This is a genomic window from Streptomyces griseoloalbus (assembly GCA_014650015.1).
In the GTDB taxonomy this organism is placed as follows: domain Bacteria; phylum Actinomycetota; class Actinomycetes; order Streptomycetales; family Streptomycetaceae; genus Streptomyces; species Streptomyces griseoloalbus.
Genome location: BMUD01000022.1, coordinates 25,489 through 38,406, shown reverse-complemented (window position 1 = coordinate 38,406; position 12,918 = coordinate 25,489). Strand labels below are relative to the sequence as shown.

Below are 12,918 nucleotides of genomic sequence, written 5' to 3'. Positions count from 1 at the left end.
CCCCAGGGTGCGCCCGGGCGGCCGGGCCGGGTGGTGCGATGACGTCGCAGGCACACGAAGGGATCTGTATCACCCATGTACGCAGCATCGTCCTCCGTGTCCGCCCCGCCCCGGCCGCTGCGTCCGCGTCCGTCGGACAACGGCCCCTACCTCGCCCCCGCGCGCCCGGCGCCCCCCGTGCTCGGCGCGGGCAACGTACGGCGCACCGCGGGACCGGGCACCCAGCCGCTCAGCGGGAGGCTCGATCTGTCCGGTCCCCAGGGCGCCCAGCTGCGCACGGCGATCGCGTCGGTGCACCGCATCTGCCCGGAGTTCACCCCGGTCCAGGTACTGCGCCGCACCGGCCGGTCCGTCCTCCTGGTCGGATCCGCCGGCCGGAACACCGCGGTCGCCAAGTGCTTACTGGACCACTCCCCCGCATGGAGCGAGCGGATCCGCCATGAAATAGCGGCATACCGCTCGTTCGTCCGGCACCGCCCGCCCGTGCGGGTGCCCCGGCTGATCGCGGCGGATCCGGACAATTGCACGCTGGTGATCGAGCGGCTGCCCGGCCGGGTGGCGGCGCTCCAGCGGCACCCGGTCGAGGCACCACCGCGGGCGGACATCAGGGCGGCACTCGGCGCGATCTGCCGGCTGAACTCCTGGCGGCCGCCGGCCGGGACGTTCGACGCGCCGCTGGACTACGCGGCCCGTATCTCCCGGTACCACGAGCTGGGACTGCTCACCGACCGGGACCTCGGCGACCTGCAGAAACTGCTGCACGGCATCGCGCTCGCGACCGGGCGGCAGGGCCTGGGCCAGTTCTGCCACGGCGACGCCCTGCTGTCGAACATCCTGATCTCCCCGGCCGGTCCCGTGCTGGTGGACTGGGAGCACGCGGGCTGGTACCTGCCGGGGTACGACCTGGCGACCCTGTGGTCGGTCCTCGGGGACGCGCCGGTGGCGCGGCGTCAGATCAGCCAGATCGCCCAGTCGGCCGGTCCCGCCTCGCGTGACGCCTTCCTGGTGAATCTGATGCTGGTGCTGACCCGGGAGATCCGCACCTACGAGACGGCCGTGCAGCGCTCGATGCAGGACACGGCCCCGGCACCGGGAGCGGCCCACCCGGGCGGCGCCCCGTCCGGCGAGGAACAGCGGCTGCTGCTGCGGCGGCTGCACGACGACTGCCAGCTGGCCCGCCGGGCCGTGCGCGCGGCGGTCGGTACTCGCTGACGGCGACGGACGGTCCGCGGTGCGCTCCGGCGGGGGCGCACCGCGGACTTTCGTGTGTCCGCGACCGGAAGTGCCGGACGGGGCCATTGGTGTACGCCACTGACGCGTCGCAGGCCTCGCGGCCGTCGCCGCGAAACTCCCGCACACCCCGATTGACGAGGAACATCACGCCTCCCTGGACATGATTGACGGATTATCGGCTGACCGGTACCACTGACGCACCGCTCGGCTCCGTGCGGCGCATCGTGCCCGACCGTCCCAGGAGGCTGCATTGCGAGAACTCGCCACCGAACCCGGCCGTGCGGCCGGGCCGCCTCGACGTGCCGTCCGGGCCGCCGTCTGCGCCGCGGCCGCGGCCGCGTTGACGCTGCCCCTGCTGGGCGCGGCTCCGTCCGAGGCCCGGCTGCCGGACACCGCCCGGCTCCAGCAGGCGTTCACCGACGCGGCCGCCGCGTACGACGTGCCGCCGAGCGTGCTGCTGGGCGTCTCCTATCTGCAGTCCCGCTGGGACGCGCACGGCGGCGCCCCGAGCGTGACCGGCGGCTACGGACCGATGCATCTCACGGACGCCCGCACCGCGCTCGCCGCCGCCGACCACCACGGCGAGGGCACGGAGGACCCGCGCGGTGACGACGCCCGACCGCCGCTGCGTCCCGAGGCGCGGGCACCGCGCACCGCCGAACTCCCGGCGCGGCTCACCACCTTGCCGAGGGCGGCCCGGCTGACCGGGCTGAGCCCCGAACGGCTGCGCGAGGACCCGGCCGCGAACGTGGCGGGCGGCGCCGCGCTGCTGGCCGACGCACAGCGGCGGCTGGGCGAGCCGCCCAGCGGGGATCCGGCGGACTGGTACGGGGCGGTGGCTCTCTTCTCCGGCGCCGACGACACCGCGTCGGCGGCGGCGTACGCCCACGAGGTGTACGAGGTGATCCGCGCCGGCGAGGCACGGGTCACGGACGCCGGGCAGCATCTCGCCCTGGACGCCCGCCCGGACCTCGCGCCCGACACCTCGACCCTGGAGCGCGCCGGACTGCGTACCGCCTCCGCCGCCGGGACGGAGTGCCCGAGGACGGTGTCGTGCGAGTGGATCCCGGCACCCTACGAGGAGTTCGGGGACGGCGACTACGGCAACCACGACCTGGGGAACCGCCCCGCCTCGCAGCCGATCCGGTACATCGTCGTCCATGACACCGAGGGCGCCTGGGAGGGCGTACTCGACATGGTGCAGGACCCCACCTATGTGTCCTGGCAGTACAGTCTGCGCTCCACGGACGGTCACATCGCCCAGCACGTGAAGGCGAAGGACGTCGCCTGGCACGCGGGCAACTGGTACGTGAACGCCGGGTCGATCGGTCTGGAGCACGAGGGGTTCCTGGCGGAGCCCGACGCCTGGTACACCGAGGCGATGTACCGGTCCTCGGCGCGGCTGGTGAAGTACCTCGCCGGGAAGTACGGCATCCCGCTGGACCGGCAGCACATCCTCGGCCACGACACCGTGCCGGGGCCGACCTCGGCGACCATCCCCGGGATGCACACCGACCCCGGCCCGTACTGGGACTGGGCGCACTACTTCGAGCTGCTGGGCCGCCCCTTCGAGGCCACGGGCGGCAAGAACGCCGGCATGGTGACGATCCGACCCGACTACGCCGCCAACCGGCCGGTCTTCACCGGCTGCGAGAGCGCGGGCGAGCCCTGCGTGACGCACGGGTCGAGCGCGGTGCGGCTGTACTCCGACCATGACGAGAGCTCGCCGCTGATCAGGGACGTCGGACTCGGCTCGGCCCCGACCACCGGGGTGAACGACCTGTCCTCGCGGGTGTCCACGGGCCAGCAGTACGCGGTCGCCGGCCGCTGGGGCGACTGGACCGCCATCTGGTACCTGGGTCAGAAGGCCTGGTTCAGGAACCCGGGGAAGCAGCCGACCGCGGTGCCCGCGAAGGGCCTGGTCGTGACCCCGCGCAAGGGACTCGACTCCGTGCCGGTGTACGGGCGCGCCTACCCCGAGAAGGAGGCATACCCGGAGGGGGTTCCCGCCCAGGCGGTGTCCCCGCTGCCGTACACACTGCCGAAGGGCCAGAGGTACGTGACCGGGGGCAAGGTGCCCGGCGAGTACTACTACGCGGTGACCTTCGACGAGGCCTCGCACCGGGTGGTGACCGGCAGGGATCTGTACTACGAGATCCAGTTCGGCCACCGGGTCGGCTTCGTGCGGGCGGCGGACGTGACGGTGAAGCCGTCGTAGCACCGCCGCGCGGTGGAGCCGGGGCCGGGTCCCGTGAGGACCCGGCCCTCTCACGCGCGGGACGCGGCGCCTGTGCCGTACGGGTGGTCTCAGCCCTGCTGGAACAGCTCCGCGGGCAGCGGCTTGAGGAGGGCGTACAGGTCGTCGGTGATGGGGCGGTCCCAGGCCGCGATGGTCACCAGGACGTTGTCACTGCGGTCGAACTGCACGCAGGAGATCCGGCCCTCGGAGAGCTTGACCCGGCGCACGATCAGCAGGTTGTCGCCCTGCATCACCGGCGCGTCCTCGGTTGCGACGACGGTCACCTCCTCGTCGTTCTCCAGCGCCAGCAGCAGTTGCCCGACCTCGAAGGGGACCTCTCCCTCGGGGACGTCCCGGGCCGGGGAGCCCTCGGGCAGGTTGCCGATGACCATCGCGGGGCCACGCCCGCCGAACAGGTCGTAACGCAGGAAGACGCCCTGGCAGCTTCCGTCGGGGGCGGGCAGCAGTCCGGCACCCAGATTGCCGGGCCAGTCGCCCGGGTCCATGGCCAGTACGTCGAAGTCGGGCCCGGCGGGGGTGGCACTGCGGCGGCGGAGGAACGACATGCCGCCATGGTACGTGCCCGGCCCCCCGGACGGACGGTCGGGCGGCGGCGTCCGCGGCTACGCGGGGCGCCTGTGGCGCTCGTGGTGGCGGGCCACCCGGGCGCGGTTGCCGCAGGACGGCTCGCACCACTCCTGACGCGGATGTTCCTTCAGGAAGTAGCGCACACGGCGCGGCGCGTGGCAGGCGCGCGGCCGCTGTCGGTCGGGGCTCGCGAGGAAGGCGATCGCGGCCTGCGCGAGTACGGCGGTCAGGTCGTCCCCGCCCGCGGCCGGCCGCCGCCGCACCACGGGCCCGGCCCCCTCGGCCCATCCCAGGACCGGCACGGTGGGGGTACGGGCGGCCGCCTCGTTCAGCCGTCGCAGGGCCTCGGTCACGGGCGGCAGCCGCACCGCGTCCGCGGGGCTCGCCGCGTGGAGCAGGACGGCGTGTATGACCGAACCCGTCATGCGAGCGGGGGCCGGCAGACGGCGACGGTGGCGGCCCACGACGACCGACTCGGCGTTCCGGGAGGCCTCGACCAGATGACCGGCGGCGTCACCGGGCAGCACGTCGGTTACGGCGGTCACCGTCGACCGCCGCGACGACCGGCTGGGTGCTCATGGTTCCTCGCCTTTGGAGTACGACCTTCGCCCTCCCCCCAACCAGCCTGACTCAGGCGTGGCCCGGGACGGGTTCCTCAGGTCGCGTGTCCGGAGGAACGCGGGGAACACTGCCCCGCGGCCGGCCGCCCCACGACGGTCGCGCCGCTCACGTCAGGTCGAACTCCCCCTCCCGCGCTCCCGACACGAACGCGCCCCACTCTGCGGGGGTGAAGATCAGGGAAGGGCTGCCCGGGCTGCCACTGTTGCGCATGGCGATGAAGCCCTCCACGAAGGCGATCTGGACATCGCCCAGGCCTCGGCTGCCGGACTGCCACTGTGCGTTGCTGAGGTCCAGATCAGGCTTGTCCCAGCCCGTGAGCGGGCGCTGCTGGGTGGTCCTCTCGGCCACGTCCGTGCTCCTCCCGTTTCGTCGTCCGCGGTCAGCCTAGCGATCGGTTCGTGCGCCGGACAGGCCACGCGGGAAGTACCTTTCCGCGGGGGCGCCGGAGGAAGAGGCGGGCCGGTTTGAACCTGCGGTGACGTGCCGACGTACTGGTGGGGGCAGGCCCGTCACCGGGCCCTGTTGGCCATGCCACCGCAGGACCGCACGGAAGGACCCCCGGGTGCCGCTCTTCATTCGCTCCCGTCAGCCGTCGGACAGCACCGAAGGCGGAGCGGACCAGGACGGCGCCCCGGCCGCCGCCGAGGACGCACCGCCCGGCGCACCGGTGCCCGCGCCACCCGGCTGGTTCGGCCGGCGGCACCGCCGGCCCCGTACGGCGCGCGGCGTCACGATCGGGACGACCGTGCTCGCCGGGGCGCTGGTGCTCTTCGCGCTGCTCGTGCCGAACCAGGTGGAGCGCGTGAACGCGGTCGCCTTCCTCCGGCTGCCCGCCGAGGGGATCCTGCTGGCGACCGTGCTGCTCGCGCTGCCGCCGAGGTTCCGGCGGGCCGCGGCGGTGGTCTCGGGCGTCCTCCTCGGTCTGCTCACCGTCCTGAAGTTCGTGGACATGGGTTTCCACCAGGTGCTGGCCCGGCCGTTCGACCTGGTGCTCGACTGGATTCTGCTCGACGACGCGGCGGACTTCGTCCGGGAGTCGTTCGGCCGGGGCGGACAGGTGCTCTCCGTGGTCGGGGTGATCGTGCTGTTCCTCGGCGTGCTGGCGCTCATGACGCTGGCGACGGTGCGGCTGACCGACCTGATGATCCGCCACCGTCCCGTCGCCGCCCGGACCACGCTGGTCCTGGGGGTCGCGTGGATCACCTGTGTCACGCTCGGCGTACGGATCACCGGTGTTCCCGTCGCCACCAAGGGCACCGCGGAGATGCTGGGCAACCGCGTGGAGCAGGTGCGCGCCGGATTGCGCGACGCGCGGGTGTTCGAAAAGGAGGCGGCCGTCGACGCCTTCGCGAAGACGCCGCCCGACCAGCTGCTCACGGGGCTGCGCGGCAAGGACGTCCTGTTCACCTTCGTCGAGAGCTACGGCCGGGTCGCGATCGACGACCCGGCGATGGCGGGGCCGATCGACGCGGCGCTCGAGGACGGCACCCGGCGGCTGAGGGACGCCGGATTCACCTCGCGCAGCGGCTGGCTGACGTCCCCGGTGACCGGCGCCGGCAGCTGGCTCGCCCACTCGACCTTCCTGTCCGGACTGTGGATCAAGAACCAGCAGCGCTACCGCAGCCTGACCACCAGCGACCGCATGACCCTCACCAGCTACTTCCGCAAGGCCGGCGACTGGCGCACCGTCGGCATCGTGCCCGGGGTGCGGCGGGCCTGGCCGGAGGGCGAGTTCTTCGGCCTGGACCACATCTACGACTCCGAGCACCTCGGCTACCACGGCCCGTACTTCAGCTGGACGCCCGTGCCCGACCAGTTCAGCCTGGAGGCCTTCGAACGCCTGGAGCACGGGAGGAAGGACCGCGAGCCGATCATGGCGGAGATCATCCTCGCCTCCAGCCACAACCCCTGGTCCCCCATCGCGCACATGATCGACTGGGAGGACCTCGGTGACGGGTCGGTGTTCCACGGGATCAAGAAGGAGGGCACGGACCCGAAGGAGGTCTGGAAGGACCCGGAGAAGGTGCGCACCGAGTACCGGCGGGCCATCGAGTACTCGCTGCGCAGCCTCACCGAGTGGGTCGAGCGGTACGGCGACGAGGACACGGTCCTGGTCTTCCTTGGCGACCACCAGCCGGTGCCCACCGTGACCGCCGGGAGCACCAACCGGGACGTGCCGGTGACGATCGTCGCCAAGGACGACAAGGTGCTGGACCGGGTGGCCGGCTGGGGCTGGAGCGACGGTCTCAAGCCCGCGCCGGACGCTCCGCGCTGGGGCATGGACACGTTCCGCGACCGCTTCATGACGGCGTACGGTCCGCGCGGCGGGGAGGCCCGGGGCCCGGCCCCTCAGCGGTGACGGCGCCTGGCCGCGGTCTCGGAGCCGCTCCGTGAGGAACCGCCTGACGCGCGCCGCGAACCACTGCGGATCGTCCAGCCACGGGTAGCGCCGTGGAAGAAGGGGAGGAAGACGGGGTCCAGGCCGCCGGTGCCGCCGGCTCCCCCGTACCGCGCGGATGGAGCAGGATCACCCGGCGGTGGCCGCGCCGGCACCGGCCGAGCTCGGCCCCCGGGCGCGGCTGTGGCCGTCGCTGAAAAAGAGCAGGCCGGGCTCTTGCCCCGGGAGCCGGTGGCCTGACTTACTGGTCCCCGATGGAGCGACCGAATGATCGGTCGCCCGAAATGATGTGATGGGCGCGATTGACCCGACAGGTGAGGAGAAGAGCCCGATGACGGAGGCGGCGGACCTGCTGGACCCGGCGGAACGGCTCGACGTCGAGGGCTTGCGGGCGCTCCAGCTCGACCGGCTGCGGACCTCTCTGCGGCACGCGTACGACCACGTGCCGTTCTACCGGAAGTCCTTCGACCGGGCGGGCGTCCACCCGGACGACTGCCGCTCACTGTCCGACCTGTCCCGGTTCCCCTTCACCACCAAGGCGGACCTGCGGGAGAACTACCCGTACGGCATGTTCGCCGTGCCCCGTGACCGCATCCGCCGCATCCACGCCTCCAGCGGCACCACCGGACTTCCCACGGTCGTCGGCTACACCGAGGGCGATCTGTCCATGTGGGCCGACATGGTGGCCCGTTCCCTCCGCGCGGCGGGCTGCCGGCCCGGGGACACGGCGCATGTGGCCTACGGTTACGGCCTGTTCACCGGCGGCCTGGGCGTGCACTACGGCGCCGAACGGCTCGGCTGCACGGTGATCCCCGCGTCCGGCGGGATGACGTCCCGTCAGGTACGGCTGATCCAGGACCTGGAGCCCTCGGTCATCATGGTGACCCCGTCCTACATGCTCACGCTGCTCGACGAGTTCGAGCGGCAGGGCGTCGATCCGCGCGGCACCTCGCTGCGCGTGGGGATCTTCGGCGCCGAGCCGTGGACGGAGCGGATGCGGCAGGAGATCGAGGAGCGGTTCGCGATCGACGCGGTGGACATATACGGACTGTCGGAGGTGATCGGGCCGGGGGTCGCGCAGGAGTGCGCGGAGACCAAGGACGGCCTGCACATCTGGGAGGACCACTTCTTACCTGAGGTCGTCGACCCGCTCACCGGCGAGGTCCTTCCGGAGGGCGAGCGGGGTGAGCTGGTCTTCACCTCGCTCACCAAGGAGGCGATGCCGGTCGTCCGGTACCGGACGCGGGATCTGACCCGGCTGCTGCCGGGCACCGCCCGGGTGTTCCGGCGGATGGAGAAGGTCACCGGCCGCAGCGACGACATGGTGATCCTGCGCGGGGTGAACCTCTTCCCCACACAGATCGAGGAGATCGTGCTGCGTACACCGGGCGTGGCACCTCACTTCCAGCTCCGCCTCACCACCGAGGGCCGGCTGGACTCCCTCACCGTCCGCGCGGAGGCCCGTCCCGACGCGGACGCGACGGCGCGGGAGGCGGCCGCGCGGTCCATCGCGGCGGCGGTGAAGGACGGCATCGGGGTGTCGGCCGGGGTGGAGATCGTCGACCCGGAGACGCTGGAGCGGTCGGTGGGCAAGATCCGGCGGATCGTGGATCTGCGCGAGCCGCGGGGTTAGGGGCGCCGGGGCGCCACCCCTTCGGGTCCCCGCCGGCCCACTCGGCCGCCACGACGCGCTCGACCGCGGCCGTCACCGGCCGCTCGCGCTCCGCGGGGGTGAAGACGTCCGGCGGGGTGAGCTGTTCGACGATCAGCCAGTTCAGCGCCGGACACAGCGGTGTGACGGCCATGGCGTCGCCGGGCGGGCCCGACCACTCCGCCCGCGGTACACCCACCGCACCACTCCAGCCAGAGCACTGCGCCCGGAGTTGTCTCCCTGGCGCCGCACGTTTCCCGGCGACCGCGCACGCCCCATTGACACATCCCACTCCTGACAGGAAAGTTTCACTCCGCAAGGCGGCCCCCGGAAAATTCTTTCAGCCCGCCCAGGGCCACGACACGGGAGGAACCTCATGGCGGACGAAGGGGCGAGAGGGATCACCCGGCGCCAACTGGCGGCAGGCGCCCTGACCTTGGGCGGTGCACTGGCCTTCGCCGCCCTCCCGGCCGACCCGGCCTCGGCGGCCGTCCCCTCGCGCGGCGGCCGTCCGACCCTGCGGTACGGGTCCGCCCGGCATGCCGGACTGCTCTCCGCACCTCTGCGGCAGCTCGTCACCGACGCCGAGGCGTTCCTCGCCCCCTCCCCCGAGCACCCCTGGTACGCGGGCGCGGTACTGCTCGCCGGGCGCGGCGGCACCGTCGCGCTGCACCGGCCCATCGGCATGGCGGTGCGCTACAAGGCGTACGACGAAGCGACCGACACCGGTGTCGAGTTCCCGGCGGACCGGCAAATCCCCATGGCCGAGGACACCGTCTTCGACCTGGCCTCGGTGTCGAAACTGTTCACCTCGATCCTTGCCGTGCAGCAGATCGAACGGGGCGCGCTGGGGCTGGAGGCGGCCGTCGCCTCGTATCTGCCGGACTTCGGGCGTGCGGGCAAGCAGGATGTGACCATCCGTCAGCTGCTCACCCACACCTCGGGTTTCCGTGCCTGGATCCCGCTGTACGACGCGCCCACGTACGAGGAGAAGGTCCGGCTGATCTACGACGAGACGCCGGCCGGTCCGCCCGGTACCGCGTATCTGTACTCGGACCTGAACCTGATCTCGCTCCAGCTGGTCCTGGAGAAGGTCACCGGCCGTACGCTCGACGTCCTCCTGCACGACGAGATCACCGGCCCGCTGGGCATGCGCCACACCCGCTACAACCCGCCCGCCTCCTGGAAGCCGCGGATCGCGGCCACGGAGGACGCGCGGGCGCCGTGGTCCGGTCTCGACCGGGGGCTGGTGTGGGGCGAGGTGCACGACGAGAACGCCTACAGCCTGGGCGGCGTCGCGGGCCACGCGGGCGTGTTCTCCCACGCGTGGGACCTGGCGGTCCTCGGGCGGACGCTGCTCAACGGCGGCGCCTACGGCCGGGAGCGGATCCTGACACCGGAGTCGGTCGAGCTGATGTTCACCGACTTCAACACCGCCTTTCCCGGCGACGAACACGGCCTCGGGTTCGAGCTGTACCAGCACTGGTACATGGGCGCGCTGGCCACCCCGCGTACGGCGGGCCACACCGGTTTCACCGGGACCTCGCTGGTGCTCGACCCGACCACCGACTCGTTCCTCGTGGTGCTGGGCAACTCCGTGCACCCGGTGCGCGGTTGGCGTTCCGGCTCCGCCCCCCGCGTGGCCGCCGCGAATCAGCTGGCCCGCGCGGTGCCGGTCCGGCCGGCGCGGGGGCGTACGGCATGGTTCTCCGGGATGGCGGGCCCGTCGACGGCGACCCTCACCCTCCCCGCGCTGGACACGTCGTCCGGCCGGGCACGGCTGCGCTGTGCGCTGTGGTGGGACACCGAGCCCCGCGCCGACGTCCTCGTCCTGGAAGCCGGTGTCGAGGACGGCGCGGCCTGGCAGCCGGTGCCGTTCACCACGGTGCGCCGGGGCGGGGAGCCGGAGCCGCACCCGTCGGGCACGGCCACCGGCTGGTCGGGCCGGGTCTGGCACGAACTCACCGCGGACCTGCCCGCCGCGCGCGGCCTCCGTCTGCGCTGGCGGTACACGACGGACCGGCTGTACGCCGGACGCGGCGCCTATGTCGACGCGATGCGCGTCGAGACTCCCGGCGGCGTGCTCTTCGACGAGTCGCGCCCGGCGGACGCGGGACGCGTCGAGGCGACCGGATGGACGCAGTCGACGGACTGACCCGCGGGCGCGCCGCGCGCCGGCGGCGACCTCCGGCCCCACCGGGACATGCGGTCGGTGACATCCGGCGAACTCGCCACGTCCCTGACGGCCGCGCTCGCGGTGCTCGGAGACGCCCCGGCCCGGGAGGCCCTGCTGGAGGCCATGGGGGAAGGCACGTCCAGCTCCACGAGGAGGGCGGTCCTGTGGTCCCTCGCGGACTTCGAGAAACAGGCGATCGACAGGATCCTCCTGTCCAGGGACCAGGACGGTCTCGCACCCGGCATCGATCCCGGGGAAGAGCTGACGGAACGGGACGTCTGGGCGTACGCCAGAGCCGCGCGTCTGCCGACGCACGAAGTACGTGCGCGATACGAGGCGTTGGCTGAACGCTATCCGCTGAAGCTGTCCTGGCGCACGCGAGGAACGTGACGCCCGGTCAGCCTTCTCCCGCCTCCAGCACCGCCATGGCCGCGTTGTGTCCCGGTACGCCGCTCACTCCGCCGCCGCGCACCGCGCCCGCGCCGCACAGCAGCACGTTGGCGTGCCGGGTCTCCACGCCCCAGCGGCCGGTGCCGTCCTGGGCGTGGGGCCAGGACAGTTCGCGGTGGAAGATGTTGCCGCCGGGCAGCCCGAGGTCCCGCTCCAGGTCCAGCGGGGACCTGGCCTCCAGGCACGGGCGCCCGTCGGCGTCGGTGGCCAGGCAGTCGGCGAGCGGTTCGGCCAGGTGGGCGTCGAGCTGGGCGAGGGTCGACTCCAGCAGTTCCGCGCGGACGGCGTCGTGGTCGTGCTCGAACAGCCGCGCCGGGGTGTGCAGGCCGAACAGGGTGAGCGTCTGGTAGCCCTGTGCGGCCAGGTCCGGGCCGAGGATCGAGGGGTCGGTGAGCGAGTGGCAGTAGATCTCGGAGGGGGGTGCGGAGGGCAGTTCGCCGGCGGCGGCACGGTCGTACGCGGCGGCCAGTTGCCCGTAGCCCTCGGCGACGTGGAAGGTCCCGGCGAACGCCTCGCGCGGGTCGACGGCGGTGTCGCGCAGCCTGGGCAGCCGCCTGAGGAGCATGTTGACCTTGAGCTGGGCGCCCTCGGCGGGCGGCGGGGGCGAGTCGCCCGTGAGAGCCGCCAGTTCGCGCGGTGAGGCGTTCACCAGGACGTGCCGCGCGGTGGCGACGCCCTCGCCGTCGGCCGTGCGGTGGGTGACCTCGGCCGTGCGGCCGTCGGTGTCGACGCGCACCGCCTCGTGGCCGGTGGCGACGACCGCGCCGGCGGCGCGTGCGGCGTCGGCCAGCGCGTCGGTGAGGGCTCCCATGCCGCCGACCGGTACGTCCCAGGCTCCGGTGCCGCCGCCGATGACGTGGTAGAGGAAGCAGCGGTTCTGTTTCAGCGAGGGGTCGTGGGCGTCGGCGAAGGTGCCGATGAGGGCGTCGGTGAGGACGACGCCGCGCACGAGGTCGTCGGTGAAGTGCTCCTCGACGGCGACGCCGAGGGGTTCCTCGAAGAGGGTCCGCCAGGCCTCGTCGTCGTCGACGGTGCGGCGCAGCGCGTCGCGGGTGGGCAGCGGCTCGGTGAGGGTCGGGAAGACGCGCCGGGCGACGCGGCCGGTCATGTCGTAGAAGCGCCGCCAGGCGCGGTACTCGCGCTCGGAGCCGGTGAGCCGGGCGAACGCCTCGCGGGTGCGCTCCTCGCCGCCGCCGACGAGCAGCCCGGTGGGCCGTCCGTCGCGTTCGGCGGGCGTGTACGAGGAGATGGTGCGGGCGCGCACCCGGAAGTCCAGCCCCAGGTCCTGGACGATCTTCGAGGGCAGCAGGCTGACCAGGTAGGAGTAGCGGGACAGCCGTGCGTCGACCCCGGTGAACGGGCGGGTGGACACCGCCGCCCCGCCGGTGTTGTCCAGCCGCTCCAGCACCAGCACGGAGCGGCCGGCGCGGGCGAGGTAGGCGGCGGCGACGAGGCCGTTGTGGCCCCCGCCGACGATGACGGCGTCGTACGTCCGGGATGCCTGGGCTGCGGTCATGGTTCTTCGTAACACGCGCTGATCCCAACCGGCCAGACGTGGTCCG

Annotated in this window: 10 protein-coding genes and 1 pseudogene; 6 read left to right on the top strand and 5 right to left on the bottom strand. The window is 72.9% G+C overall.

The features are described 5' to 3' along the window. Nucleotides 1-75 precede the first annotated feature (75 nt). The gene (locus tag IE178_RS27530; protein WP_184761897.1) at nt 76-1,212 is read left to right on the top strand and encodes an aminoglycoside phosphotransferase family protein; all 1,137 of its coding nucleotides are present in this window, start codon (nt 76-78) and stop codon (nt 1,210-1,212) included. A 271-nt stretch (nt 1,213-1,483) separates the two neighbouring features. After that, nucleotides 1,484-3,451: an N-acetylmuramoyl-L-alanine amidase gene (locus tag IE178_RS27525; RefSeq protein WP_193514168.1), complete on the top strand. Its 1,968-nt coding sequence runs from the start codon at nt 1,484-1,486 to the stop codon at nt 3,449-3,451. 89 nt (nt 3,452-3,540) lie between these two features. Here IE178_RS27525 and IE178_RS27520 read toward each other — a convergent pair whose 3' ends face one another. From IE178_RS27520 to IE178_RS27505, 3 genes are all read right to left on the bottom strand, one after another. Beyond that, nucleotides 3,541-4,038 carry a glycosyltransferase family protein gene (locus IE178_RS27520; protein ID WP_184761899.1) on the bottom strand — a complete coding sequence of 166 codons (498 nt, stop codon included), beginning with the start codon at nt 4,036-4,038 and terminating at the stop codon, nt 3,541-3,543. A 57-nt stretch (nt 4,039-4,095) separates the two neighbouring features. Further along, entirely contained in the window at nt 4,096-4,605 is a 510-nt protein-coding gene (locus IE178_RS27515; protein WP_318280276.1) for a CGNR zinc finger domain-containing protein, read from the bottom strand. A 181-nt stretch (nt 4,606-4,786) separates the two neighbouring features. Further along, nucleotides 4,787-5,029, bottom strand: coding sequence for a DUF397 domain-containing protein (locus tag IE178_RS27505; protein WP_193514167.1), 243 nt, complete (start codon nt 5,027-5,029; stop codon nt 4,787-4,789). Between the two features lie 214 nt (nt 5,030-5,243). On the opposite strand from IE178_RS27505, the gene IE178_RS27500 reads away from it, so the two are divergent. Both IE178_RS27500 and paaK read left to right on the top strand, forming a co-directional pair. Then, nucleotides 5,244-7,040 (top strand): alkaline phosphatase family protein, encoded by a 1,797-nt coding sequence (locus IE178_RS27500; RefSeq protein ID WP_193514166.1) that lies wholly within the window; start codon nt 5,244-5,246, stop codon nt 7,038-7,040. A gap of 370 nt (nt 7,041-7,410) precedes the next feature. Then, nucleotides 7,411-8,712: a phenylacetate--CoA ligase PaaK gene (gene paaK, locus IE178_RS27495; protein WP_193514165.1), complete on the top strand. Its 1,302-nt coding sequence runs from the start codon at nt 7,411-7,413 to the stop codon at nt 8,710-8,712. Between the two features lie 40 nt (nt 8,713-8,752). On the opposite strand, the pseudogene IE178_RS36270 reads toward paaK, so the two are convergent. After that, nucleotides 8,753-8,911 (bottom strand): annotated as a pseudogene (locus tag IE178_RS36270) (TetR/AcrR family transcriptional regulator); the annotation flags it as partial. A 195-nt stretch (nt 8,912-9,106) separates the two neighbouring features. Here IE178_RS36270 and IE178_RS27490 point away from each other — a divergent pair. Beyond that, complete coding sequence (locus IE178_RS27490) at nt 9,107-10,885, top strand: serine hydrolase domain-containing protein (protein ID WP_193514164.1); 1,779 nt, start codon at nt 9,107-9,109, stop codon at nt 10,883-10,885. Between the two features lie 48 nt (nt 10,886-10,933). After that, nucleotides 10,934-11,296 (top strand): wHTH domain-containing protein, encoded by a 363-nt coding sequence (locus IE178_RS27485; RefSeq protein WP_189853178.1) that lies wholly within the window; start codon nt 10,934-10,936, stop codon nt 11,294-11,296. 7 nt (nt 11,297-11,303) lie between these two features. Here IE178_RS27485 and IE178_RS27480 read toward each other — a convergent pair whose 3' ends face one another. Beyond that, on the bottom strand, nt 11,304-12,872 hold the full coding sequence (locus IE178_RS27480; protein ID WP_193514163.1) for a phytoene desaturase family protein: 1,569 nt from the start codon (nt 12,870-12,872) through the stop codon (nt 11,304-11,306). Nucleotides 12,873-12,918 lie beyond the last annotated feature (46 nt).

Coding starts and splice junctions, on each gene's coding strand:
- IE178_RS27485 (WP_189853178.1), top strand. CDS start 10,934: ATGCGGTCGGTGACATCCGGCGAACTCGCCACGTCCCTGACGGCCGCG.
- IE178_RS27530 (WP_184761897.1), top strand. CDS start 76: ATGTACGCAGCATCGTCCTCCGTGTCCGCCCCGCCCCGGCCGCTGCGT.
- IE178_RS27480 (WP_193514163.1), bottom strand. CDS start 12,872: ATGACCGCAGCCCAGGCATCCCGGACGTACGACGCCGTCATCGTCGGC.
- IE178_RS27520 (WP_184761899.1), bottom strand. CDS start 4,038: ATGTCGTTCCTCCGCCGCCGCAGTGCCACCCCCGCCGGGCCCGACTTC.
- IE178_RS27490 (WP_193514164.1), top strand. CDS start 9,107: ATGGCGGACGAAGGGGCGAGAGGGATCACCCGGCGCCAACTGGCGGCA.
- paaK (WP_193514165.1), top strand. CDS start 7,411: ATGACGGAGGCGGCGGACCTGCTGGACCCGGCGGAACGGCTCGACGTC.